Annotated in this window: 21 protein-coding genes and 2 tRNA genes; 13 read left to right on the top strand and 10 right to left on the bottom strand. The window is 66.4% G+C overall.

From position 1 onward, the window contains the following. Positions 1-80 precede the first annotated feature (80 nt). Entirely contained in the window at positions 81-1436 is a 1356-nt protein-coding gene (locus ABFX18_RS10045) for a nucleobase:cation symporter-2 family protein (RefSeq protein ID WP_428833660.1), read from the top strand. 71 nt (positions 1437-1507) lie between these two features. On the opposite strand, the gene ABFX18_RS10050 is transcribed toward ABFX18_RS10045, so the two are convergent. Then, positions 1508-2521 (bottom strand): SIS domain-containing protein, encoded by a 1014-nt coding sequence (locus tag ABFX18_RS10050; protein WP_346058232.1) that lies wholly within the window; start codon positions 2519-2521, stop codon positions 1508-1510. Positions 2522-2690: 169 nt separating this feature from the next. Here ABFX18_RS10050 and ABFX18_RS10055 point away from each other — a divergent pair, with 169 nt between their 5' ends. After that, on the top strand, positions 2691-3434 hold the full coding sequence (locus ABFX18_RS10055) for a GntR family transcriptional regulator (RefSeq protein ID WP_346058233.1): 744 nt from the start codon (positions 2691-2693) through the stop codon (positions 3432-3434). 45 nt (positions 3435-3479) lie between these two features. Here ABFX18_RS10055 and ABFX18_RS10060 read toward each other — a convergent pair whose 3' ends face one another. The 3 genes from ABFX18_RS10060 to ABFX18_RS10070 form a co-directional block, all read right to left on the bottom strand. After that, positions 3480-4580: a LacI family DNA-binding transcriptional regulator gene (locus tag ABFX18_RS10060; protein WP_346058234.1), complete on the bottom strand. Its 1101-nt coding sequence runs from the start codon at positions 4578-4580 to the stop codon at positions 3480-3482. A 31-nt stretch (positions 4581-4611) separates the two neighbouring features. Beyond that, entirely contained in the window at positions 4612-5532 is a 921-nt protein-coding gene (locus ABFX18_RS10065) for a PfkB family carbohydrate kinase (RefSeq protein ID WP_346058235.1), read from the bottom strand. A gap of 112 nt (positions 5533-5644) precedes the next feature. Further along, entirely contained in the window at positions 5645-6640 is a 996-nt protein-coding gene (locus tag ABFX18_RS10070; protein ID WP_090152394.1) for an SIS domain-containing protein, read from the bottom strand. Between the two features lie 296 nt (positions 6641-6936). On the opposite strand from ABFX18_RS10070, the gene ABFX18_RS10075 reads away from it, so the two are divergent. From ABFX18_RS10075 to ABFX18_RS10090, 4 genes are all read left to right on the top strand, one after another. After that, entirely contained in the window at positions 6937-8259 is a 1323-nt protein-coding gene (locus ABFX18_RS10075) for an ABC transporter substrate-binding protein (RefSeq protein ID WP_090152516.1), read from the top strand. Between the two features lie 69 nt (positions 8260-8328). After that, positions 8329-9216 carry a carbohydrate ABC transporter permease gene (locus tag ABFX18_RS10080; protein ID WP_090152392.1) on the top strand — a complete coding sequence of 296 codons (888 nt, stop codon included), beginning with the start codon at positions 8329-8331 and terminating at the stop codon, positions 9214-9216. Further along, positions 9213-10097 carry a carbohydrate ABC transporter permease gene (locus ABFX18_RS10085; protein WP_090152389.1) on the top strand — a complete coding sequence of 295 codons (885 nt, stop codon included), beginning with the start codon at positions 9213-9215 and terminating at the stop codon, positions 10095-10097. The genes ABFX18_RS10080 and ABFX18_RS10085 overlap by 4 nt, the downstream gene beginning before the upstream one ends. Before the next feature lie 11 nt (positions 10098-10108). Further along, positions 10109-10948, top strand: coding sequence for a sugar phosphate isomerase/epimerase family protein (locus tag ABFX18_RS10090; RefSeq protein WP_346058236.1), 840 nt, complete (start codon positions 10109-10111; stop codon positions 10946-10948). 96 nt (positions 10949-11044) lie between these two features. On the opposite strand, the gene ABFX18_RS10095 is transcribed toward ABFX18_RS10090, so the two are convergent. Next, the gene (locus ABFX18_RS10095; RefSeq protein ID WP_346058237.1) at positions 11045-11536 is read right to left on the bottom strand and encodes a hypothetical protein; all 492 of its coding nucleotides are present in this window, start codon (positions 11534-11536) and stop codon (positions 11045-11047) included. Between the two features lie 130 nt (positions 11537-11666). Here ABFX18_RS10095 and ABFX18_RS10100 point away from each other — a divergent pair. Both ABFX18_RS10100 and ABFX18_RS10105 read left to right on the top strand, forming a co-directional pair. Further along, positions 11667-11738: transfer RNA gene (locus ABFX18_RS10100), tRNA-Thr, on the top strand. A 35-nt stretch (positions 11739-11773) separates the two neighbouring features. Then, positions 11774-11847, top strand: a tRNA-Met gene (locus tag ABFX18_RS10105). 183 nt (positions 11848-12030) lie between these two features. Here the strand turns inward: ABFX18_RS10105 and ABFX18_RS10110 are convergent. From ABFX18_RS10110 to ABFX18_RS10120, 3 genes are all read right to left on the bottom strand, one after another. Further along, entirely contained in the window at positions 12031-12627 is a 597-nt protein-coding gene (locus ABFX18_RS10110) for a hypothetical protein (RefSeq protein WP_346058238.1), read from the bottom strand. A 506-nt stretch (positions 12628-13133) separates the two neighbouring features. After that, a complete protein-coding gene (locus ABFX18_RS10115) occupies positions 13134-13598 on the bottom strand; it encodes an SRPBCC family protein (RefSeq protein WP_346058239.1) in 465 nt (154 codons plus the stop codon). A gap of 56 nt (positions 13599-13654) precedes the next feature. After that, positions 13655-14320, bottom strand: a complete 666-nt coding sequence (locus ABFX18_RS10120) for a DUF6766 family protein (RefSeq protein ID WP_428833661.1) — start codon at positions 14318-14320, stop codon at positions 13655-13657. Positions 14321-14713: 393 nt separating this feature from the next. On the opposite strand from ABFX18_RS10120, the gene ABFX18_RS10125 reads away from it, so the two are divergent. Further along, complete coding sequence (locus tag ABFX18_RS10125; protein ID WP_336661827.1) at positions 14714-15676, top strand: TIGR03885 family FMN-dependent LLM class oxidoreductase; 963 nt, start codon at positions 14714-14716, stop codon at positions 15674-15676. Next, positions 15673-18051 (top strand): glycoside hydrolase family 65 protein, encoded by a 2379-nt coding sequence (locus ABFX18_RS10130; RefSeq protein WP_346058240.1) that lies wholly within the window; start codon positions 15673-15675, stop codon positions 18049-18051. Before ABFX18_RS10125 ends, ABFX18_RS10130 begins: the two co-directional genes overlap by 4 nt. Positions 18052-18083: 32 nt before the next feature. Here ABFX18_RS10130 and ABFX18_RS10135 read toward each other — a convergent pair whose 3' ends face one another. Beyond that, the gene (locus ABFX18_RS10135; protein WP_211649216.1) at positions 18084-18242 is read right to left on the bottom strand and encodes a hypothetical protein; all 159 of its coding nucleotides are present in this window, start codon (positions 18240-18242) and stop codon (positions 18084-18086) included. A 230-nt stretch (positions 18243-18472) separates the two neighbouring features. Here ABFX18_RS10135 and ABFX18_RS10140 point away from each other — a divergent pair, with 230 nt between their 5' ends. The 3 genes from ABFX18_RS10140 (at position 18473) to ABFX18_RS10150 (ending at position 22940) form a co-directional block, all read left to right on the top strand. Continuing rightward, complete coding sequence (locus ABFX18_RS10140; RefSeq protein WP_346058241.1) at positions 18473-19606, top strand: baeRF2 domain-containing protein; 1134 nt, start codon at positions 18473-18475, stop codon at positions 19604-19606. Positions 19607-19653: 47 nt separating this feature from the next. Further along, entirely contained in the window at positions 19654-21459 is a 1806-nt protein-coding gene (locus ABFX18_RS10145; protein ID WP_346058242.1) for a thiamine pyrophosphate-requiring protein, read from the top strand. Between the two features lie 86 nt (positions 21460-21545). After that, on the top strand, positions 21546-22940 hold the full coding sequence (locus tag ABFX18_RS10150; RefSeq protein WP_428833662.1) for an aldehyde dehydrogenase family protein: 1395 nt from the start codon (positions 21546-21548) through the stop codon (positions 22938-22940). A gap of 90 nt (positions 22941-23030) precedes the next feature. Here ABFX18_RS10150 and ABFX18_RS10155 read toward each other — a convergent pair whose 3' ends face one another. Next, complete coding sequence (locus tag ABFX18_RS10155; protein WP_200332220.1) at positions 23031-23204, bottom strand: CsbD family protein; 174 nt, start codon at positions 23202-23204, stop codon at positions 23031-23033. Between the last annotated feature and the right edge of the window lie 152 nt (positions 23205-23356).

Consider the following 23356-nt stretch of genomic DNA (forward strand, 5'->3'; position numbering starts at 1 on the left):
TAAGTCACCATCTGACGGGTAAGGAAGCGGCATCGGCTCCGTCTCTGCATCAGTCTCTACCGAGAGTTGAGTCATCGGCTGTGAATACGCGAACCTCCCGCAGAGCTCCTCGTCCCGAGGATGAACGACTGCACTGGACGAAGAACCTCGCCCACGGCATGCAGCACGTGCTGAGCATGTACGGCGGCATCATCGCCCCACCGCTCATCATCGGCACCGCCGCGGGCCTGTCGAGCACGGAGATCGGCGTGCTCATCGCGAGCTGCCTCTTCATCGGAGGGCTCGCGACGATCCTGCAGACCATCGGCCTCCCGTTCTTCGGCAGCCAGCTCCCGCTCGTGCAGGGCACCTCCTTCGCCTCGGTCGCGACTCTCGTCGCCATCGTCGGAGGCGGCGGAGGCATGCCCGCCGTGTTCGGAGCGGTGCTCGGCGCCGCCGCCATCGGCCTCCTGATCGCACCCTTCTTCGCGAGGATCGTGCGGTTCTTCCCGCCCGTGGTCACCGGCGTCGTGATCACCACGATCGGCATCTCCCTCATTCCCGTCGCGGCGCGCTGGGCGATGGGAGGATCGGCGACCGCCGACGACTACGGCAGTGTGGGGAACATCGCGCTCGCCGGGGCCACGCTGCTCATCGCGCTCGTGCTCTCTCGCGTGCGAGCCTTCGGTATCAACCGGATGGCGATCCTGCTCGCCCTCGTGCTGGGCACGGTCATCGCCTTCATCGCGGGCAAGACCGACTTCTCGTCGGTCGGTGACGGAGCGATCTTCGCGATTCCGCAGCCCTTCGCCTTCGGGCTGCCCGTCTTCGAGATCAGCGGAATCATCTCGATGGTCATCGTCGTGCTCGTGATCCTCACCGAGACGACGGCCGACATGCTCGCCGTCGGGCAGATCACGGGATCGAAAGTCGACTCGCGTCGCATCGCGGACGGACTCCGCGCCGACATGCTGTCGAGCGTCGTCGCCCCCGTCTTCAACACGTTCACGCAGAGCGCGTTCGCCCAGAACGTCGGGCTCGTCGCGATCACCGGCGTGAAAAGCCGATTCGTCGTCGCGACGGGAGGCGGGATCCTGCTCGTTCTCGGCCTGCTGCCCGTGCTCGGCCGCGTCGTCGCCACCCTGCCGATGGCCGTACTCGGCGGGGCGGGGATTCTGCTCTTCGGCACGGTCGCCGCGTCGGGCATCCGCACCTTGAGCAAGGTGCAGTACGAGAACAACTTCAACTTCTTGATCGTCGCGGCATCACTCGCCATCGGGTGCATCCCGGTCGTCGCACCCGACTTCTTCGATCAGTTCCCCTCCTGGTTCAGCACGATCTTCCACTCGGGGATCAGCTCGGCCGCGATCGCCGCGGTACTGCTGAACCTGCTGTTCAACGAGATCGGGCGAAAGCGCCATCCCGTCGAGTCCGAGGCGGCGCCGACGACCGCCTGACCGGCTGCTGCGGCTGCGTGCGCTGAGTGCTGCGGCGGCAACCCTCGGGTTCGGCAGGGTGGTGGTGTCGCTCAGAAGTCTCCCTTCTTGTAGTACCTGCGGATCGTGAGGTCGTGGCCGCGCACGCGCTCCAAGTGCGTGCTCAGGCGTTCGAGCACGGCGGCGAGCACGATCGGTGAGACGAGTGCCCGCGCGCGCGGACTGAGTCCGGGGAGTTCGAAATCGAGCGTGTCGATGACTCTGACGCGTTCGGTCACCGTGCGTGCGAAGCGCTCGACTCGATCCGTCAACGGTCGTTGCTCGTCTTCGCCCTTGAGGATGAACACGCTCGTGTCTGATTCCAGAAGTTCCAGGGTGCCGTGGAAGAAGTCCGACGCGTGCACGGGGCGGGTCCAGATCCACTGCATCTCTTCGAGAATGCACATGCCGTAGTACATCGCCTCGAACCAGGAGCCGCCCGCGCTCGTCATGATGTGATGCTGTTCGTCGGCGATCTCGATCGCGAGCGCTTCGGCGCGCGCCTCGAAGGCCTGCTTCGCCGCGACCAGGAGATCGGGGAGTCGGCGCAGCTCTGCCACGACGGCGTCGTAGTCTTCGAGTTCGCCCCGGGCATCCATGATGGCGAGTGCGAGCAGCAGCGACTGCAGGTGGAAGTTCTCGCTCGAGGTCGGATCGGCGCAGGCGTTGGAGAATGCGATGTCGGCGAGTTCCGCGATCGGGGTGGACGGGTGAGAGGTGAGGCTCAGGATCGTCGCGCCGCGCGACCGGGCGAATCGAAGCGCGGCCACCGCCTCCTTCGTGGTGCCTGAGACCGAGGGGAAGACGGCGAGTGATCCGGGACCGAGGTGCGCACTGCCGGAGTGCACGATCTCGGCGCTCATCTCGATGTGCACCGGCAGGGTGGATCGGGTCTGCAGGAGGCGAGCCGCCGGCAGCATGAGGAAGTTCACTCCACCTGCACCCATGAAGAACAGATTCCTGCCTCCGTCGTCGAGCCAGGCGCGCACGGCGGTGCGGATCTCGGGGGCGAGCGCGACGGCTCCGCGCTGCACGGCGAGATAGGACTCGGGATCGAACTTCAGCATCATTGCTCCTGTCTGTTGATGACAATAATTGTCTGACAACTAATCTAGAAGTGCAACAACATCCGCGCAAGCTCCGCATTCTCCATGCCATGCGCAATCTCGTTAAGCTGAAGCGGAGATGCGCGACTCACCACTGGGCCGCCGAGCATGTTCTGTCAGAGGAGGAGCCTTGTCCGACACGACCGCGGGAAGCGGGGCTCGGGAGAGTGCCGTCGACCGCACTCGATCGCAGATCACCGCGCTCATCGACGAGCTCGCCCTTCGGCCGGGCGAGCGTCTCCCGACCGAGGCGGCCCTGACCGACCGCCTGAAGACGTCCCGCTCCACGGTACGGGAGGCATTTCGTCAGCTCGAGCAGAGCGGCATCGTCGTCGCGGTGCAGGGGCAGGGGCGCTTTCTCTCGGCCTCCGGCGGACTGCGCGTCGAGCGGCCGGTGACGAAGTACGAGAGCATCACCGAGGTGCTCACCGCACGCGGCTACCGCGTGACGAGTGCCGTGCTGAGCGTCTCTGAAACGGAGGCGGACGCCGAAGCGGCCGCTGCCCTCGAAGTCGAGATCGGTGCGCCTGTGATCCGGCTCGTGAGGATTCGCTTCGGAGACGACCGCCCGCTCGTGGTGAGCGAGAACATCGTACCCAGAGAGCTCCTCCCCGGTCCGATCGAGCATCGGGACTGGGGCGGTTCGTTGACCGCGGCCCTCGCCGCGCACGGGGAGTACGTGCAGACCGCGCTCGCGACCCTCTCAGCGGTGGAACTGCCGGCCGACTGGGAAGCGCAGTTCAATCTCTCCGGCATGGGACCGTGGCTGCTGGTCACCGAGGTGGGACTCAGCATCTCCGGGCGCCGCGTGCTGCACGCGAAGGACTACCATCGCGGGAGCGAGATATCGTTCACCGTGCTGCGCCAGCGATAGTCGCGCTGACCCTCGAGCTGTTCAGCTGTTCAGCTGTTCAGCCGTTCACCTGTGCGTGGGAGCGGGGGCGACCGACTCCCGCTCGATGAACTCCGTCTCGAGCTCGCGCTGCATCGGCGGCTCGGCATCGCCCGCTCCCGAGTCGATGCGCCTGAGCAGCAATTCGGCGGCCTGGCGGCCGAGTTCGAGCATCGGCTGACGCACCATCGTGAGCGGAGGGTTCATCACCGCAGCCCAGGAGCTGTCATCGAACCCGACGATCGAGACCTGGCTCGGGATCGCGAGGCCGGCATCTCGGAGTGCGTGCAGAGTGCCGGTCAGCGCATCGGTCTCGGTGCAGAAGAACGCGGTGGGCGCTGCATCGAGTGCGAGCATGCGGGTCACCGCCTCGTACGCTCTCATCTCCGTCTTCTCGCCGAGCATGATGTGGTCGAGGTCGAGCGGAATCGCTGCATCGTCGAGGGCGTCGAGGTACCCGGTGAGTCGCTCGCCGTCCGACCAGAGATTGCGGCCAGCGGCCTCGACGAGCTCTCGACGGTACTCGATCCGCTCGGGCACGGGCGGGCCCCAGATGAAGCCGATGCGCGAGTGTCCCGCCGCGATCAGCTCCGTCGTCGCATGCCGAGCGGCAGCGCGATTGTCGATGACGACGGCGTCGAGGTCGAGCCCCGGGATCAGTCGGTCGAGGAGCACGAGTGGGATGCCCTGCTCGTTCGGCAGCTGGAGGTGCGCCGTCGAATCGGCGGCGCACGCCGCGGAGGACAGGATGATGCCGTCGACCCGTTTGTCCACGAGTACGTTGACGGCGTTGATCTCTTCTTCGAGGTGCTCTGCGGTGCTCAGCACCAGGGCGTCGAACCCGCGCGCGCTCGCCACCTCGGATATGCCGAGCGCGACGCCGCCGAAGAACGGATTCGAGATGTCGGCGACGACCACGCCGATCGTGTGACTGACGCCGGTGGAGACGCTTCGTGCGAGCTGATTGGTGCGATACCCCAGGGCATCGGCCGCGGCGAGCACGCGGTCTCGCATCTCGGCGCTGACATAGCCGTACCCGCCCAGTGTGCGCGCTGCGGTGGCCCGCCCGACGCCGGCGGCGGCTGCGACTTCTGAAATCGTCGGGGCGGAAGGGCGAGGCTTGCCCACGGTCTACCTCCTCGATGCCGAAGATTCCAGTTTAGGGGCCGCTGCGAACGGCGTCGCCGGTCGAAGCGTAGCGCTGCAGTTCCTCGTCGGGGATCGCCCGGCCTCCGCCGAACGCCGACTCGACGAAGCACTGCGCGCGTGATGATGCGTTCCCGGCGTCGAGGCCGGCGCGCAGCGCGTCGTGGCTCGGCGCGTGTTGACGGCTCCACCCGCGTTCGAGCAGCTCCACCATGAATCCGGTCACGAACGCGTCCCCGCAGCCCATGGTGTCGACGATGGTCGCCGGATCGCTGATGATGGCGGCGGGCGCCGAGACGCGCTGCGTTCCATCCGTCACGATCGCCCCGTCGGTGCCGCGAGTGGCGAGGGCGATGCCGGCGCCGGCCGAGATCAGTCGGTCGAGCAACTGGTGCGTCTGCGCGACGCTCTGATCGGAGCACGAGACGAGCGCGAGGTCGATGTGCGGCGCGACACGGGAGATGTACGCGTTCGTGCGAAACTCCGGTTCAGAGGAGAAGTCGAAGCTCACGAGCGCGGGGGTCTGGCGCAGACGCGGAAGTTCGGGTTCGGTGCGCGAATACACGCTGGAGTGCACGAGGTCGAAGGTTGCCGCATACTCAGACCGGCCCTCATTCAGATCGATGGGCTCCCGCACGGTGACGCCGCCGTCGTTCCATTCGAGGAAGACGCGCTCGCCGTCGATCACATTCAGGGTGGAGATGCCGGTCTCGCCGTGACGCACGATGGAGCGGGAATGGTCCACACCCGCGTTCGAGAGCGCGGCCTGCAGAAAGCGTGCGAGGGGATCGTCGCCGAAGGCTCCGAGATACCCGGCGCTCGCGCCCAGGCGACGAGCGTACACGGCGACGTTGACGGCGTTGCCGCCTGGGTAGTCGAGACGGCGATCGAGAAAGCGGTCGACGATGTTGTCGCCGAATCCGAGGATCTTCACTGAGCGTTCCTCTCAAGCGCGATAGTCGTGCGGAACGGGCGTCGCGCACGGAGGGGAGGGGTGACCCGGGCCTGCGCGGCGAGGTCTGCGCAGGCCCGGGTGGGAATCCGGGTCAGTAGTCCATGACGCGGTAGTAGCGGCGGAGGTCGAGCGAGTGATCCCGAACTCGCTCGAGATGCTTGCTGAAGCGCCCGACGGCGATGTCGAGCACGATCGGCGCGATGAGCGCCCGATTCTCCTGGCTGAAGCCGGCGAGTTCATAATCGCGGTTGTCGAGTACGGTGACGTCCTTCGAGATCCGCTTCGCGAATGCCTCGGCGCGATCGGTGAGGGGACGCGTCTCGTCTTCTCCCTGGAAGATGAGCACCGGCGTGTCCTCTTCGAGCAGCTCGAGCGAGCCGTGGAAGAACTCCGCAGCATTCACGCGCGTGGTGTGGAGCCACTGCATCTCTTCGAGCACGCACATCGAGTAGAGGTAGGTGAGCCCCCAGAGCGGGCCGCCGCCGATGAGGAAGTAGTAGTCGGAGTCCTTGTGCGCCTCCGCGAATGCCCTGGCCTTCTCCTCCGTCGCCTTGGCGGCCTCGATCACGGCGTCGGGCAGGTGCACGAGCTCGTCTGCGAGCGACGGGTATCCGTCGAATTCGCCCCGAACGTGCATGATGCGGCCCACGAGGAGCAGCAGCTGCGGATCGAACGGCCAGGTCTTGGGCGCGCAGACGAGCGCATGATCGACGTTCTGCGCGATCGGGGAGTCTCCGATGCCGGTGAACGCGACCGTGGTCGCTCCCTTGCTCTTCACATAGTCGATCGCCAGCAGCACGTCCTCGGTGGTGCCCGATGCCGAGGCGAAGACCGCGAGCGTGCCGGTGCCGAGCCAGGCGTCGCCCGATTCGATGAGCTCACGGGAGATGGCGGCGCGCACGGGGAGCTTGGAGTGGCGGCGGGCCAGGTACTCGTAGGGCCACATCTGGGCGTAGGTGCCTCCGGAGCCGATGAGGAGCACGTTGTCGATGTTCTGCAGCTGATCGACGAGTGATTCGATCTGCGGGCGGAGGGCGACCGCACTGCTGAGCTGCTCACGCAGTTCTTCCTCGTTGAAACCGAGCATGGTGACGTTCCTTTCGTGACGCTTCCTTGACCCGGCCTGATACCGGTATCACGTTCGAGTATCGTGCCATGACGAATGCGACCCCGTCAACACACTTCCGGTTACACGCGGCTTCATGCCCGAAAATACTGAGTACTCGCGTGACCGGGGCTTGCGGTGCCGCCGCCATTCGGTCACAATACTTTTCAGGCAGGTGGGACCGGTATCAGTACGCCGGACGAAAACTTGCCGACGCCGTTCAATACACCTGGCGGGCCGTCGCGCACAGCGGCGCTCTCAACGAGGAGGGCATGAATATGCATCGGAAGACAACATCGGTCATGGTGATGGCCGCCGCGGCGGCGATCGCGCTCAGCGGATGCACCGGGGGCGGCGGTGGCGGCGGTGAAGCCGTCGACGTCACGGCCGAGCCTGAGTACTCTGGCACGCTCAGCGTCCTCACCAAGTTCGCCGGCGAACCACTCGAGCCGTACTTTCTCGACGTCGCCGAGGAATACCAGAAGCAGCACCCGGACGTGGAGTTCGAGTTCATCCAGGAGACGGATCAGTCGGTCAAGGACAAGACGAAAACGCTGACGGCTTCGGGGGCGCTCCCCGATATCTACTTCACGTGGGCGGGCACATGGGCTCAGAACTTCGTGGAGGGCGGGCTCGCCGCAGACCTCAGCGAAGTGATCGCGCCGGGAACGGAGTGGGGCGGGCAGTTCGGCGAAGCCTCGCTCGACGCCTTCAAGTTCGATGACAAGTACTTCGGCGTACCGCTCTACAACAATGGCAAGTTCATGGGCTACAACGTCGAGGCATTCGAGCAGGCCGGCGTGGAGGTGCCGACGACGTTCGAGGAGCTCATCGATACCTGCGGGCCCCTGCGCGAGGCCGGGTACGAGCCGATCGCGTTCGGAAACAAGGACGGCTGGCCCGCCCTGCACTACCTGCAGCAGCTGTTCGGGTACAACGTGCCATCCGATACCCTGCACGCCGATTTCGACCCCGCGACGGCCGAGTGGAGCGACCCGGGCTACGTCGAGTCGCTCGAGCAGTTCGATCAGCTGGTCACGGAGTGCACGGACTCCGGCAGGGGAACCAACGGGGTGCTGTACACCACCGCGCAGGAGGCCCTCTCCGGGGGCCGAGCGGCCATGTACTACCAGGAGATCCTCGAATTCGACACGGTGACCGCCGAGGGCGCAGCGCTCACTCCCGAGAACTTCGGCATCTTCAAGCTGCCGGTTCCCGAGGGGGCGAAGGGCGACACCGACGCCATCCAAGGGTCGCCCGAGGGCTACCTCATCAACGCGAAGTCTCCTCGTGCTCCGCTCGCCGTGGACTTCATGAAGTTCGCGACCGACCAGGCCAACGCCCAGACGCTCTCATCTCCGCCCTACGGTCAGCCGAGTACCGTCATCGGAGCGGTGACCGAGGAGACCTCGAGCGCAGCGGTCTTCAGCGGGATCGAGCAGGTCAATGATGCCTCGCAGCTCGTGGTCTGGCTCGACACCGTCACCGTTCCGGAAGTGGCCGACGCGTGGCTCGCGGGCGGTGAGGCGCTGATCAGCGGTGATACGTCACCCGATGAGATCCTCGCGAGCGTGCAGAACGCGAATTCGATGGCGCAGTGATCCTGCTCGGGGCGGTCGAGTGCTGCAGCTCGGCCGCCCCGCCGGATCCTGAACGGATAGGTGACTGACATGCAAAAGCGCCTCGCATCGCTCAGAGGGCTGCTGTGGCTGGCCCCCGCGATTCTCATCCTCATCGCCTTCGTCTATCTTCCCCTCGTGCAGAACTTCGGTTTTGCGACCGGCGAGTGGGATATCTACTCGGGAACGCAGGAGTTCGTCGGAGCGAAGAACTTCGAGAAGCTGCTGCACGATCCGATCTTCTGGCGCTCGCTCGGCAACAACCTGCTCTACGCTGCCGCCTCGATCATCTTCCAGGTCGGTGGTGCGCTGGTCATCGCCTCCATGGTGGAGAGCGTCAGGAATGCCCGGGTGCGCAACGCACTGAGGGTGATCTACTTCATCCCATCGGCCATCTCGATCACGGTCTCGGGCCTGCTCTTCTACTTCATCTACGAGCCGAACATCGGCATGCTCAACAGCGCCCTCGGGTTCTTCGGCCTCGACGCCCTCGCGCAACCCTGGCTCGGGCAGGAGAGCACGGCGATGTTCGGGATCATCGCGATGAGCCAGTGGCAGGGATTCGGCTACTCCGCCCTGCTCTTCACCGTCGCGATCCAGCGGATCCCGACCGAACTCTACGAGGCGGCGCAGATCGATGGCGTCGGCCCGTTCCGGCGGTTCTTCACCATCACCCTCCCGCTCGTTCGCGAGATGTCGGGGCTCATGATGATCGTCACCATCTCGGGCGCATTCCAGGTGTTCAACGAGGTCATGGTGATGACGAGTGGCGGACCCAACAACTCGACGCAGGTGCTCGGCACATGGCTGTACCGCAACGGGTTCGTGAGGAACGACTTCGGGTACGCGGCGGCGATCGCCGTCGTGATCTTCCTGCTATCGCTCGGGATCGGCCTCGCACAGCTCTGGTACACACGGAAACGGAGGGTCGAGGTATGAGTACCGAGACGGCAGTACTGCTGACGGTGCGACCGCAGCGAGCTCGCATCGGCAGAGCGGGTTTTCTCGGGATCATCGGTCGTGTCTTCGCCTGGTCCTTCTTGATCGGCCTCGCGGTGATCGTCATCTACCCGCTGCTGTGGATGATCTTCAACGGCTTCAAGACCAACACCGAGCTGTTCGGCAATCCGTTCGCCCTGCCGCAGCAGTGGAGCTGGGAGAACTACGCGAACGCCTGGAATCGCGGCGTGAGCGACTTCCTCACCACGAGCCTGCTCGTCACGGTCGTCTCGACGGTCACGACGGTGCTCGTGAGCGCCTGGGCCGCATACGGGCTCACTCGCGTGAAGATCCCGTTCAGCGCATTCTGGTCGGGCATCATTCTCGGCGGGCTCATGCTCGCCCCCGCCGTCGCACTGGTACCGCTCGTCAAGATGTTCCAAGCGCTCGGGCTCTACAACACCTTCTGGGCGCTCATGGTGCTCTACACCGCCTTCCGCATTCCCTTCACGACGTTCTTGATCCGCTCTTACATGATCGACTTGCCGATGGAGGTCGACGAGGCCGCGCAGATCGATGGCGCGAGCCGCTGGACGACGTTCTGGCGGATCATTCTGCCGATGTGCAAACCCATTCTCGTCTCCACGGTGCTGCTGCACGTGCTCTTCGCATGGAACGAATACCTCTTCGCGATGGTCTTCACCAGCAGCGTCGGCGCGCAGACGCTGCCGGTGGGGCTGACGAGCCTGATGAGCAAGCACGGCACTGATTACCCGGTGGTCTTCGCCGGGATGGTCATCGCGGCGGTGCCGGTCGTCGTGCTGTTTCTCGCCTGCCAGCGCTATTTCGTGAAGGGCCTCGCCGACGGGGTCGGAAAGTAAGGAGACGCATCGTGTCGCTCGCGCTCACGCAGGTCAGTGGATCCAATTTCTCGTATCAGCACCACCCGCTCGACCAGTGCCTCGACGATCTTGCGGCTCTCGGCCGCACCGGCGTCGAGCTGTGGGGCGTCGCACCGCAGTTGCACGTGCCGTGGATGAGTGGCGCCGATGCTCGGGCGATGCGTCGTGCTGCGGCATCGCGCGGTCTCGAGATCGTCTGCTTCACGCCCGAGCAGGTGATGTACCCCGTGAACATCGCATCCCCTGATCCCCGGATGCGTGCGACGAGCGTTGCAACGTTCCGACGTGCGGCCGAGTTGGCCGTCGAGCTCGGCGCACCGAAGCTCTTTCTCACCCCCGGCCGCGGGTTCGAGAGCGAGGCTCGAGAATCGGCGTGGCGGCGATCGATCGACGCACTCGGGGAGATCGCCGCATACGCGCAGACGCTCGGACTCGAGTGCCTCCTCGAGCCGTTGCAGCGGGTGGAGTCGAACCTCGTGAACACCGCTCAAGACGCCGCTCGAGCGCTCGAAGACGTGGGCGCTGCGAACCTCGGCGTCGCGCTCGACACCGTGGCGATGGCGGCGGCGGGAGACACGGTGGACGGATACTTCGCGCTGCTCGCAGACCGTGTGCGTCACGTGCACCTCATCGACGGCACGCCGACTGGGCACCTCGCCTGGCGCGACGGCGAGCTTCCGCTCGAGGACATTCTGGCGGCCCTCGACCGGCACGGCTACTCGGGGTGGATGACCGTGGAACTGTTCGGGGACGGAAGCTACGCGATCGACCCCCGGCCCGCGCTCGCCCGGTCGCTCACGGCGATCGAGGCTGCACTGCCCGCGTCTTAGCGCTGACACCGAGGGTTCCTCTCGACTCCGAGGGGTTGAGCTGCGTTTCTCGGTGCACGGTCGACGGGAACCCTCGTGCTCGCGGGAGGGGAATGCTCAGGCGAGCGGGTGCGCCATCATGGCAGTGCTGCCACCCGGGTGCTCGTCCAGGTGCTCGTCCTCTTCCGGCTTCGGGTCGCGGGCATCCGCATACGCGAATGCGAGCGAGGCGATCGCGAGCGTGAACGCCAGGATGCCGAACGGGTTGCAGAGCGCGAGCGACATCTCCGCCGAGAACGCGGAACCCCCGGCGAGGCTGAGGATGGAGACGAGGTCATCGCCAACGCGGTCGGGAACGGTCAGGCCGAAACCGATCGCGCAGACCCACGCGAGGATCAGCGTGACGATCGTGCTCCGGCTCGTGCGACGCCCGCGGGATGCGGTCACGCGCAGCCGGCGCGCCTGCCACACCTGCAACCAGATGAACACCAACCCGATTGTCGGGAGGTACCACCAGGTCAGGCTGCCACCGATGCCGAACAGCCAGCGGCCGGCCGCCATCCACAGCGCCAATACCACTCCGACGACGACTACGACCGAGCTCCGCACGCCTGCTCCTCACCTGTGCTCAGCACCTCCGGCAGAAGACCCGCCCGGGTGCGCAGTACTAGCCAACCAGATTTCACTTTGTGCCGCGAACAGTGCTATTCTCTAACGGTTGTCATCGCACGGTGGCCACGCCCCGATAGCTCAGTGGTAGAGCACTTCCATGGTAAGGAAGGGGTCCCGGGTTCAAATCCCGGTCGGGGCTCTGACTCTCTGGCTCGCACTCGTGCGGGCCAGTTTGGCTGAGTAGCTCAGCTGGTTAGAGCGCACGACTCATAATCGTGAGGTCGCGGGATCGAGCCCCGCCTCAGCTACAGAGAGTCTCTGAGAAACCCCCTCTTCGGAGGGGGTTTCTTGGTTCCCGGAGGAGGTGGCCGACGCGCTCCGGTTATTTCGCCTCGGCCGGGGGACCGGCTTCCAGTTCAGCGAGGCGCGCGATCCAGGGAACCCGGTGCACGGCAGCAGGAACGATGGCGGCTACGCGCTCGAAATCCCGGTCACTGCGCAGTCGAAGAATGGGCCGTGCCGCTGTCACGCCCCGGCATCGTCTGGTCGGTGAGATGGTCAAAGCCGGTGACGGCAATGCACTCCGGACGCGACGTGGCGACACCGACCATCGGGAGGCCAAGCCGTCCACTGTGCAGCAGTCGGTGCAGAGCGATGTCGAACTCGGTGCTGAGCGCAAGCATGACGGGCTCGAGATCGATGAAGATGAAGCGACCACGGGCGATGTCCGTTTCGCCCATCGTGAGCGAGGCCAGTACATCGAGCGCGGCATCGCCGTAGAGCGTCTCGTACCGGCTCCTGTAGTGGTCGAACTGGATGTCGTCGGGAAGCAGTACGAGTGGTTCGAGTGCGCGAAGGTCGATGACGGTTTCGAGAATGGACTTGCAACGCACTTCCCACAGTTGGTCGAAGGTGCCCTGAAAGAGCACGCGAGATGCGTCGGCCCACGGTGGAGCGAACGACTCAGTGTCGACCCGGTTCTCCGCTGCAATCCGACGCGCGGCTTCCCCATCGGGGCAGCTCTCTACCAGCATGCGATCTAACTCTCGACGTATTCGTGCAACGGTTCGGTTGGCGGGCGACCACATGCGTCTGCAGGTCGAGCGCGTCCTGGCTTCGATGAGCCCTGGCGGTGCCGCGGATACGGCACACCGGCGCTCAAGCGTTTCGCCGATAAGTACAGCACTCGCCGACGCTCATGCAGCAGCGTTGGTGCACATTTGCGCACTCGCCCGCATAAAAGCCGTATTCGCTCGATTACATTGAGTGCTCTGCGCGCCGCGACCGGTAGTCATGCATCTCTGACGGGACCTCTGAGGACAGTGGGCCAGGCTTCGTCCTTGGAAGGAGGATCACTCACATGAGATCAGCATTCTTCTTGACGTACTGCTCGGCTACTGCGCCACTCAGCACGACGAGGTCGCGGGACACATGGGGAGCCGTTCAGAGAAGTGCACCCACGCTTCACTCATCGGCGGTTCCCTGCTGCCACAGAAGTGAAACGTGACCGGAATATATGGTCTATTTCAGATGCGCGAGCAAGTGGTCATCGAGTGCGTCTCGTTGCCGCCTCACATCCTGAACTGCGGCTGGCCTACTGCTCGATGATGCGCTTGAGCGCGGCGAGCGTCGCGGGGATGTCCTCGCGCGCCGCCGCGCTGCGCACCGCCACCTGTTCTGCGGCGTGCTCACCGAAACGCTCGGCGAAGTACGCCTGCCCCTCCGGCGTGAACTCCCATGATTCGCTGAGCAGGGTCCCGTCACACGACGGCTCCATGCGGTAGGTCCATACGACGCGGCCCGGGCCGACGCTCCAGCCGAACGCGACCCCGGGGTCGGCGACGACGACCTGGCTGCGGGTCTTCCACTCCCGCTCGGACGTGACGTTGAGCCCGATGAACCAGGCGCCCCGGCGCGGGCCATGATCCTCATCCCACCAGCACTCACGGCACGTCGGCGACCACTCGCCGGTGCGCGTCACGTCAGACACCACGCCGTACACGGTGAGGGGATCCGCTGAGATGCGAATGGAACCGACGAAGTTCAGCGGCGCAGACATGGTCGTCAGTCTAGGAGGGCGTGCGTTCCCCGCGAGGGGTGCACATCGCGAGCCCCCTATTGCGACTCCTCGCTGCTCGTGTGGTGCGGCATGCCCACCGGCTTCGACTCGCTGGACCCGCGCTGACGCAGGTAGATCGAGAACGCCACCATCGCGCCCACAGCCAGGAACTCGGACTGCCAGTTCTGGAGCGTGCGGTTCCAGAACTCCGCCGACACGACGTATGCGCCCCAGCTCTCGGGCGGAAGACCGTGCTGCATGTTCTCATCGTTCGCCACGATGTGCCCGGCCAGCGACTGGGCGAACCAGGAGAGCACGAACACGGCACCCATGGTGAGCAGGAGGGAATTGGAATAGATCCACAGTCGCACACCGTGCGCGCGGGCCCAGCGCGGAGAATCGCGCCGCGCATGACTTCCAACGAGCTGATCCTCATCCGAGCCGAGCCCTTCGTCACCAGGCTTCTTCGATTCCGGCGACCCTTTCTGGATGAACCAGATCGTCGCCAGAATGAAGAGGAAGAACTGCAGGAACTCGGACTGCCAGTTCTCGGCGACGTCCACGAGGAACGCCGAGGTGGTCACGAATTCGAAGTAGCCGATCTCCGGTTGGCCGTGCTGGGTGAGCTCCTCGTTGTTGTAGAGAAACCCCACGACGGACTGCCCGATGAGCGTCAGCAAGAAGATGATCAGGAACACGAGGCTGAGTCGTGTACTCCGCATGAACTCCCGCATCACGCCTCACCGCCCCATCAGCGGCAGTGCGATCATGACGACGAGGCCGACGACCACGATCGTCATCCACGCCCAGAACGGAACCGCCTGGGAGATTCTGTTGTTGCGTTCATGCTGGCGCACAGCGTCCTCGCCTTCTCTCCTCCCCCCCCGCTTCTCTGGTCTGAGCATGACGCACCGACGAGCCGGGCGCAGGGGGATTGACGGGGCCGCGGCAGCAGTGGCACTGGCCGGAACCGCCGCATAGGGAATCGGGTGGGCCGAGCGCAAGCCGTTGATGCACCCCGGCGGGCCTCAGTAGCCTCGTGTTTCAACAGTGCGCAGTCGTGCGCACGGGCGCGAGCGGCCGAGCCCGTGCCCGGCCGGAAAGGGGTCTGACAGATGGCAGTGATCGGCTACCACGCGTCGCACGAGCAGCACTCTCCGAGAGAGCTGCTGGAGACGGTCCGCCTCGCCGAGCAAGCCGGATTCGAAGCGGCGATGTGCTCGGATCATCTCGCGCCTTGGACACGACAGCAGGGCGAATCAGGGTTCGCGTGGAGCTGGTTGGGAGCGGCGATGGCGACGACCGACCTGACCTTCGGCGTCGTGAACGCGCCGGGGCAGCGGTACCATCCGGTGATCGTCGCCCAGGCGATCGCAACCCTCGCCGAGATGTTCCCTGGCCGCTTCTGGGCAGCGCTGGGCAGCGGCGAGGCGCTCAATGAGCATGTCACCGGCGAAGATTGGCCCGTGAAGTCTGCGCGCCAGGACCGGTTGCGGGAGTGCCACGACGTGATCCGACGACTGCTCGACGGAGAACGGGTGAGTGTTCGCGGCGACCTCACCCACGTGCACAACGCCAGGGTGTGGAGTCGCCCGGACGAACGTGTGCCGCTGCTCGGCGCCGCGGCGAGCGCCGAAACGGCGCAGTGGGTGGCAGGTTGGGCGGACGGGCTGATCACGGTGGCGTCGACGCCAGCGGAGACGCAGGGCATCCTCGAACGATTTCGAGCAGGGAACGCTGAGGGGAGTGCCCGGCTGCAGGTGCATGTCAGTCTGGGCGAGACCGCGGAGGAGGCGACGCGCGAAGCCGAGGAGCAGTGGGCGCACAGCACCGTCTCGAGCGAGCTCATGTGGGATCTGGAGGATCCCGAGGACTACGAGGCCGTCGCCCGATTGTCGGACGGGGCGCTCGAAGACGCAGTGGTGATCTCCGATTCGGCGATCGACATGGCCGATCGCATCGCGCAGCTCGCCGCTGGTTTCGATCACGTGTACCTGCATCACGTGGGGCGCGATCAGCTGACGTTTCTGAGGCGATGCGAGACCGAGTTGCTGCCCGAATTGAGGAGGATCCTGTGACGGCACCGAAGTTCGACGTGGACCCGTGGGGCCTCAGCACCGGCGGGATCGACGCGGGGTACCTCGCGCACGAGGAGACGATCTTCGGATTGTCCAACGGTCACGTCGGGTGGCGCGGGAACCTCGACGAGGGCGACCCTCGCGGTGTCGCCGGCAGCTATCTCAACGGCGTCTTCGAAGAGCATCCGATGCCGTATGCAGAAGACGGCTACGGGTACCCGGAGACCGGCCAAAGCGTCATCAACGTGCCGAACGGGCAGATCATCCGGCTCACGGTGAATGGGGAGCCGTTCACCGTGCGACACGGAACGGTCGACGACCACGTGCGACGCCTCGATTTCCGGGAGGGGACGCTGAGCAGGAGTCTGACCTGGACGACGCCGGCGGGCGAAGCTGTCGAGATCCGCTCCACGCGAATGGTCTCGTTCGAACACCGATCCATCGCGGCGGTGCGGTACTCCGTTCGGGCGTTGGAATCGCCCGTCGACATCACGGTGGAATCCGAAGTGCTGGCCAACGAACCGCTCCCGACCGATCATGGCGATCCTCGTGTGAAGGATCTGCTCGCCCAGCCGCTCATCGGCCGCTCCAGTGCGGTCGCCGGTACTTGTGCCACCGTCGTGCACCGCACCAGGGAGAGCGGGTTGACGGTCGCGACCTCCATGGATCACGTGCTCTGCGGCGGACGGACGGCCGGGGGTGTCGGAGCGACCCTGCGCTCTCACGCCGAGGGCGATGTTGCGCGGACGACGATCCGAGCCTCATTGGGTGCGGGAGAGACGCTGGAGTTCGTCAAATTCGTCGGCCACGAATGGTCCGCGAGAGCATCCGACGCCACACTGCAGGAACAGGTGGCTGCAGCCGTCGCGGGCGCCGTGCGCCTGGGCTGGGACGGCCTGCTGGAGAGCCAGAGGCAGCGCCTCGACGAGTTCTGGAGGGGCGCCGACGTTCGCGTCGAAGGCGAGCCACGGCTGCAGCAGGCGGTGCGCTTCGCCCTGTTCCAGATGCACCAGGCCTCGGCGCGGTTGGAGCTGCGCTCGATCCCGGGCAAAGGGCTCACCGGGTCGGGGTACGAGGGGCACACGTTCTGGGACTTCGAAGCGTTCGTGCTTCCGGTGCTCATCTCCACCATGCCCGGCGCTGCCGAGCAGGCGCTCCGCTGGCGGTACGCAACGCTCGACCACGCACGCGAGCGCGCCAAGCTGCTGCATCTGCGGGGAGCGTCGTTCGCCTGGCGCACGATCGATGGGCGTGAGAGCTCGGGGTACTGGCCGGCCAGCACCGCGGCGTTCCACATCAACGCCGACATCGCGGCCGCCGTCGTGCAGTATGTGCGCGCCACGGGCGACATCGACTTCGAACGCGAGTGCGGGGTGGAGATGCTCGCCGAGACCGCGCGGCTCTGGCTCTCGCTCGGCCGTACCGATGGCCAGGGCGCCTTCCACATCGATGGCGTGACCGGCCCGGACGAGTACTCAGCCGTCATGAACGACAACGTCTACACGAACCTGATGGCTCAGGTGAATCTGCGGGGAGCCGTGTCGGCGGCACGGGCGCACCCCGACGTCGCACGCCGCCTCGGCATCGCGGACGACGAGGTCGCCGCATGGGACGCTGCGGCAGATGCGATGCACATCCCGTTCGATGCCCAGCGCGAGGTGCATCCGCAATCGGCCGGGTACACGGATCTCGAGCGCTGGGACTTCGAGTCGACGCATCCCGAGCAGTACTCGCTGCACGATCACTTCCCGTATTTCGATCTCTACCGCAAGCAGGTGGTGAAGCAGGCGGACCTCGTACTCGCGCTGTTCTTCGCGCACGAGCACTTCTCGCACGAGGAGAAGGATCGCGCCTTCGCCTACTACGAAGCGCTCACCGTGCGCGACTCCTCGCTCTCCGCTGCCGCCCAAGCCGTGGTAGCCGCAGAACTCGGTCACCTCGACCTCGCGTACGACTATCTCGCGGAGGTCGCGACCCTCGACCTCGACGACCTCCACGAGAACACGGACCAGGGCCTCCACGTCGCGGCGCTCGCAGGCGTGTGGACGGCGCTCGTGTGCGGATTCGGGGGCCTCCGCGACAGCGCTGCAGCGCCGAGCTTGAGCCCGCGGCTGCCTGCGCGCCTCAGCCGTCTCAGCTTCGCGGTGCGCCTCCACGGCTCCGTGATCGAACTGGATATCACCCGGGACGCGACGACGTATCGCCTGCGCGAGGGGCCACCGCTCCGCATCCGGCATTTCGGTGACGAGGCGCAGCTCGAACCGGGTCGCGACGTGCGCCTCCCGACGCCGGATCACTCCGCGCCGGGAGACGCACCCGCGTCGCCCAGAGGACGATCACCGCGACCGGCGAGCCGCGCATTCACTGAGCAGTGAGATCCTCTGGGCGGGGCGGCGCTTCGGTCCGGCTATCCGAGGTCGGTCTCCGGGAGCACCTGCTGCCCCCCGTCTTCCTCGGCGTGCTCGGATTCCGCCTGCTGGGGAGTGTCGCTCTCCTGAGTGGTCTCGACGTCCTCTTCGGCCTTGTCCGCGCTGTCGCGGATCACTTCTGGATTCTGGTCTTCCATCGGATTCCCTTTCTCTCGGTGCGGATCGCTGCGCCTGCCGGCGCCGATCCTGGCCGGCTGCATCAGCGGAGTCTGGCCGCCGCCTCGTGCGGCGGCCTCATGAGCCGGTGATGGGGGAGTTTAGGGGGACTCGGGCATTGCTTCAAGGCCGTCGCGAAGACGACCCCGACGCCCCAGGTTAGAAGTGGAGCTTCGATGCCGAGGCCTTTCGATCACCGAGAGGAGATGTGATGACCGCAGGAAGAGAACTTCGGGACGCAGCGCAGGCGCCTGGGCCGTGGACGACGGTGTACACCGACGGAACCAGCGATGAGCCCCAGGTCGTAGCAGAGGCCCGCGAGGAGCGGACGCTGCGCGGAGTGGCGGCCGCCGGCGCGCCCGACGCAGATGTGGAGGCGATCCGCGAAGTGCTTCGCGATCGCACCGGAGCGCCCGACCCGACAACGCTGTTTCTCCTCGTGCGCGACGGGAGCATCGTGATCCGCGAAGCGATCGCGGGCCCCCGCCGCGGCCCGGAAGTCTTCGCGTACGGGAGCCTTCCCCAGCTCGTACCGCTCATCCGGCACCGAGGCACGATGCTTCGCTATCTCATCGTGGAGACCGCTCGCGACGGAGCCGATGTGCGCCTCGAGACCGCCGGGCAGCGCGGCGTCGAAGCAGCTGAGAGCGTTGAGGGGCGCACCGATTCCCTTCCGAAGGTGCAGGCAGGCGGATGGTCTCAGCCGCGTTGGCAACGCCACTCGGAGGAGATCTGGAAGCACACCCAGTCAGAAGTGGCGGAGGTCGTTGAGCGATTGACGCGGCAGGCATCGCCGGCATTCATCGCGCTCTCCGGCGACGTGCGGGCGCGTCAGCTGCTGCGCGATCAGCTGTCACCCGACAGTTCGGCGCTCGTCGTCGAAGTCGACGCGAACACCCGAGCAGACGGCGCGGATGATGCGGCGTTGACGGACGCGATCGAGACCGCGCTCGATCGCGTCATCGCGGAGGAGACGGCGGGAGCGATCGACGCATCCCACGCCGAAGGCGGGCGCCTCCGAGCGGAAGGCGTGGAAGCGGTCGTCGCCGCGCTGCAGCAGGCTCAGGTCGCGCAGCTCTTCCTCGACGCGCGTCTGATCCCGGGTCCGACCGAGGATTCGGCCGCGACGCTCTGCGTCTTGGATGCGGAGCCGTGGGTCGCCTCCGAGAGCGGTACGTTCGCGGCGGCGCACGAGATCGCGCGAGTGCCTGTCGCCGAAGCGCTCGCGCGGGCCGCGGTGCTCACCGATGCCCAGATTCGGATCATCGAAGACGAACCCGAGGCCGATGACGCGGCCCGGGAGGCCCGCGAGCCGCGCCCGCCGTTCGCGCTGCTGCGCTGGTAGGGCCGCGCCGCGGTGGGACGAGCACGTCGAATACGGAGGGAACGGTAATGGGACAGTCAGAGGAAGAACGCGGCACCGTCGCAGACGCGATCGTCGAGCGCTTGTCGGCCTGGGGAGTCGAGCGACTGTACGGCTACTCGGGCGACGGGAACAACCCGCTCCTCGGAGCGCTCGATCGGAGTGACCGTGCGCCGCGGTTCATCCAAGCCCGGCACGAAGAGAGCGCGGCATTCATGGCCGTCGGCGACGCCAAATACTCCGGCGGAGTCGGAGTGGTCACGTCGACGCAGGGCCCCGGGGCGATCCACTTGCTCAACGGGCTCTACGACGCGAAGCTCGACAGCGTTCCCGTCGTCGCCCTGGTCGCGCAGCAGCACCGCAGCGTGCTCGGATCGGATTACCAGCAGGAGGTGGACCTCCAAACCCTCTTCCACGACGTCGCCGCGCCGTTCGTGCAGCTCGTGAGCTCTCCCGAGCAGATCTACCTCGCGATCGACCGCGCTTTCCGGTCGGCGCGCGCCCGATCGCAGCCGACCGTGGTGATCCTTCCCCACGACGTGCAGGAGGCCCCCGCCCCCGACCTCGGACAGGAGCACGGCCACCTGGTGACCGCGCCGCTCTCCACGCGAGGAACGCCGCGCCCGCTCGCGGCGGATCTGGATGCCGCCGTGAACGTGCTCGAAGCGGGGGAGCGCATCACGATCCTCGCCGGGCGGGGAGTCGCGAATGCGCAGTCGGAGCTGCTCCGCCTCGCAGATCACCTCGGAGCGGCCGTCACCACGAGTCTGCTCGGGAAGCCGTACGTCGACGAGTCGCACCCGCTCGTGGCCGGAACGATGGGGCACCTCGGCTCCGACGCGTCGGCCTTCGCACTGCAGCACTGCGACACCCTGGTGATCGTGGGCTCGAATGACCCGTGGACGGAGTTCTACCCCGCCCCCGGCAGCGCTCGGGCGGTGCAGATCGACGTCGACGCAGCCGTGCTCGGCAACCGATACCCGGTCGAAGTGGGTCTCGTCGGCGATGCCGGCGAAACCCTCGAGGTGCTGCTTGCTCGAGTGAAGCCGCGCGACCGGACGCCGTGGCGCGACGAGGTCGAAGGCAGCGTGACGCAGTGGCGCGAAACGGCGCGACTGCGCTCCGAGGTGCCGGCTCCTCCCATCAACCCGGAGCTCGCGGTGCGGGAGTTCGGGTCGCGCCTCGCGCCGCCGATGCGCCTGGCCTGCGACGTCGGCAGCTGCGTCTACCACTACGCGCGGCAGATCCCGCTCTCAGGCGGGGTGCCGGCGCACCTGTCGAGCACGCTGGCCAGCATGGGCTGCGGCGTACCGTACGGCGTCGCTGCGAAGGAAGCCGATTCCAGTCGGCCTGTCGCCGTACTGGCCGGCGACGGTGCGATGCAGATGCTCGGAAACACTGAGCTGATCACCGTCGCGCAGCGATGGCAGAGCTGGAAGAACCCGCAGTTCATCGTGCTGGTGCTCAACAACCGAGATCTCGCAGAGGTGAGCTGGGAGCAACGCGAGATGGGGGCGCAGCCGCGCTTCGTTCCGTCCCAGGAGCTGCCCGAGTTCGCCTACGCCGAGTACGCGAAGCTGCTCGGCCTGGAGGGGATCCGGGTGGAAGCCCCCGAGCAGCTCGGATCTGCGCTGGACGAGGCGTTCCAGGCGCAGCGCCCGGTCGTCATCGAAGCGGCAGTGTCCCAGCACGTTCCGCTCCTGCCGCCGTTCCCGGGGGCGGAGGAGAAGCTGTCGTCGGTTCGGGCCGGCCTCGATGCCGAAGGCGCTCGCGGCACCGAGGCGCTTCGTCTCCTCGAAGCGTACGAGCACATTGCCGCAGCCCCTGAGCAGTGAGGCCCGCGCTGGCAACGGCGCACAGCCCGCTTGCGGCAGAGACCACCGAGAACTCCCCACCAACCACTGATCCAAGTACAGAAGGGATGCGCGTGCATCAGAGCGACACGAACGCAGCCGCCGAGAGCGAACTGCACATCACGAATCCGGCGGACGGCACGAGCGTCGGCAGCATCGCTAAGACCGGGGAGGCTGAGATCCGCGAGACCATTCAGCGTGCGCGGGAGGCGTTTCCCGGATGGCGGGGAACCTCAGCGGGCGAGCGAGGACAGATGCTTCGCGCAGCCGGTCGCGCGCTGGCAGAACGTGAAGCGGAGGTCGCCGAGCTCCACCGCCGAGAGACGGGGAAGGATCTCGAAGGCGCGCTCGGCGGAGTGCGGGCAGCTGTCGACACCCTGCTGCAGTACTCCGAACTGGCACCCGTGCACCGGGGGAAGAGCCTCTTGGGCTCTGGCACGTCGCTCGACGTGATGCGCCCAGAGCCCCGCGGGGTCGCCGCGATCGTGACGCCGTGGAACGACCCGGTCGCGGTGAGCGCCGGTCTGCTCGGAGCCGCGCTCGCGATGGGGAACACCGTCGTCCACAAGCCGAGCGAGCGCTGCCCGCACCTGGGAGTGCTGCTGGGTGAGATTCTCGCCGAGCACTTCCCGCACGGCGTGCTCTCGACCGTCACCGGCGGCGCCCGAGAGGGCGAGGTGCTCGTCGGCTCTGCAGAGGTGGACCTCGTCGCCCACGTGGGATCCACGCATGCCGGTGAGCGGATCGCGCGGAGCGTCGCGCTCACCGGAGCCCACCTGGTGCGCGAGAACGGCGGAAACGACGCCTTGATCGTCGATTCCGGCGTTCCCGTGCAGTGGGCTGCCGAGCAGGCGGCGATCGGGGCGTTCACGAACGCCGGCCAGATCTGCACCTCTGTCGAACGCATCTTCGTCCATCGCGACATCGCGGCCGACTTCATCGATGCGCTCGCCGCCGAGGCGCAGCGATGGGACGCCGAAGAGCGTGTTCCTCCGCTCGTCGACGATCGGATGCGGGACGAGGTGCATGAGCAGGTGCGCTCGGCGATGGATCGCGGGGCGCGAGCGCGCGTCGGAGGTGTGGTGCCGGAGGGGCCGGGGAGTCGGTATCCCGCCACGGTGCTCGAAGCGTGCACACCCGACATGGCCGTGATGCGGGAGGAGACGTTCGGACCCGTCGCTCCGGTCATGATCGTCGATGATTTCGCGGAGGCGCTCGAGCGTGCCGCAGCAGACGAGTACGGTCTCTCGGCGTCGGTGCTGACGCCGAGCCTGGGGCACGCGCACGCCGCGATCGATCGCTTGGCGGTGGGTACCGTGAAGATCAACAATGTTTTCGGCGGCGCTCCCGGAGGGGCCGCTCAGCCTCGCGGCCGCAGCGGTGCCGGGTTCGGGTACGGGCCGGAATTGCTGGACGAGATGTCGACGGTGAAGGTCGTGCATCTCGAACCAGTGCCAGAGTAGCCGGGTGCTGGCAGTCGCTCGAAGAAGGGCCTCACGCACAGGTGGGGCACGGAACTCGCGTTCCGCGCCCCACCTGCGTACTCCCAAGAATCAGTTCTTGAAGGCGTCCTTCGCCTTTTCGGCGGCCTGCTTCATATCGGCCTTCGCCTGATCGGCGCGCCCTTCAGCTTCGAGCTTCTCGTTGCCCGTCGCCTTGCCAGCGGCTTCCTTCGCCTTGCCGCCGAGATCTTCAGCTGCGTTCTTGATCTTGTCGTCGAGTCCCATGATGATCCCCTTTCGTCGGTTGGTTCGGGCCGGAGCCCGCTTGCGATGGCACCACCGCGTTCCAACACTCACTTTGTAACACAGTTTCTTTCTCATTTGCTGAGTGGCGTCGATCCCGTGAGCCGGCGCCTGCTACTGAGAAGCCTGGCAAG

This window comes from Leucobacter alluvii (assembly GCF_039530485.1).
GTDB classification, from domain to species: Bacteria; Actinomycetota; Actinomycetes; order Actinomycetales; family Microbacteriaceae; genus Leucobacter; species Leucobacter alluvii.

Excerpts from the sequence above, each read along its gene's own strand:
- ABFX18_RS10050 (WP_346058232.1), bottom strand. The coding sequence starts at position 2,521 with ATGCTGAAGTTCGATCCCGAGTCCTATCTCGCCGTGCAGCGCGGAGCC.
- ABFX18_RS10070 (WP_090152394.1), bottom strand. The coding sequence starts at position 6,640 with ATGCTCGGTTTCAACGAGGAAGAACTGCGTGAGCAGCTCAGCAGTGCG.
- ABFX18_RS10075 (WP_090152516.1), top strand. The coding sequence starts at position 6,937 with ATGCATCGGAAGACAACATCGGTCATGGTGATGGCCGCCGCGGCGGCG.
- ABFX18_RS10080 (WP_090152392.1), top strand. The coding sequence starts at position 8,329 with ATGCAAAAGCGCCTCGCATCGCTCAGAGGGCTGCTGTGGCTGGCCCCC.
- ABFX18_RS10085 (WP_090152389.1), top strand. The coding sequence starts at position 9,213 with ATGAGTACCGAGACGGCAGTACTGCTGACGGTGCGACCGCAGCGAGCT.
- ABFX18_RS10110 (WP_346058238.1), bottom strand. The coding sequence starts at position 12,627 with ATGTGGTCGCCCGCCAACCGAACCGTTGCACGAATACGTCGAGAGTTA.
- ABFX18_RS10115 (WP_346058239.1), bottom strand. The coding sequence starts at position 13,598 with ATGTCTGCGCCGCTGAACTTCGTCGGTTCCATTCGCATCTCAGCGGAT.
- ABFX18_RS10120 (WP_428833661.1), bottom strand. The coding sequence starts at position 14,320 with ATGCGGAGTACACGACTCAGCCTCGTGTTCCTGATCATCTTCTTGCTG.
- ABFX18_RS10125 (WP_336661827.1), top strand. The coding sequence starts at position 14,714 with ATGGCAGTGATCGGCTACCACGCGTCGCACGAGCAGCACTCTCCGAGA.
- ABFX18_RS10135 (WP_211649216.1), bottom strand. The coding sequence starts at position 18,242 with ATGGAAGACCAGAATCCAGAAGTGATCCGCGACAGCGCGGACAAGGCC.
- ABFX18_RS10140 (WP_346058241.1), top strand. The coding sequence starts at position 18,473 with ATGACCGCAGGAAGAGAACTTCGGGACGCAGCGCAGGCGCCTGGGCCG.
- ABFX18_RS10145 (WP_346058242.1), top strand. The coding sequence starts at position 19,654 with ATGGGACAGTCAGAGGAAGAACGCGGCACCGTCGCAGACGCGATCGTC.
- ABFX18_RS10150 (WP_428833662.1), top strand. The coding sequence starts at position 21,546 with ATGCGCGTGCATCAGAGCGACACGAACGCAGCCGCCGAGAGCGAACTG.
- ABFX18_RS10155 (WP_200332220.1), bottom strand. The coding sequence starts at position 23,204 with ATGGGACTCGACGACAAGATCAAGAACGCAGCTGAAGATCTCGGCGGC.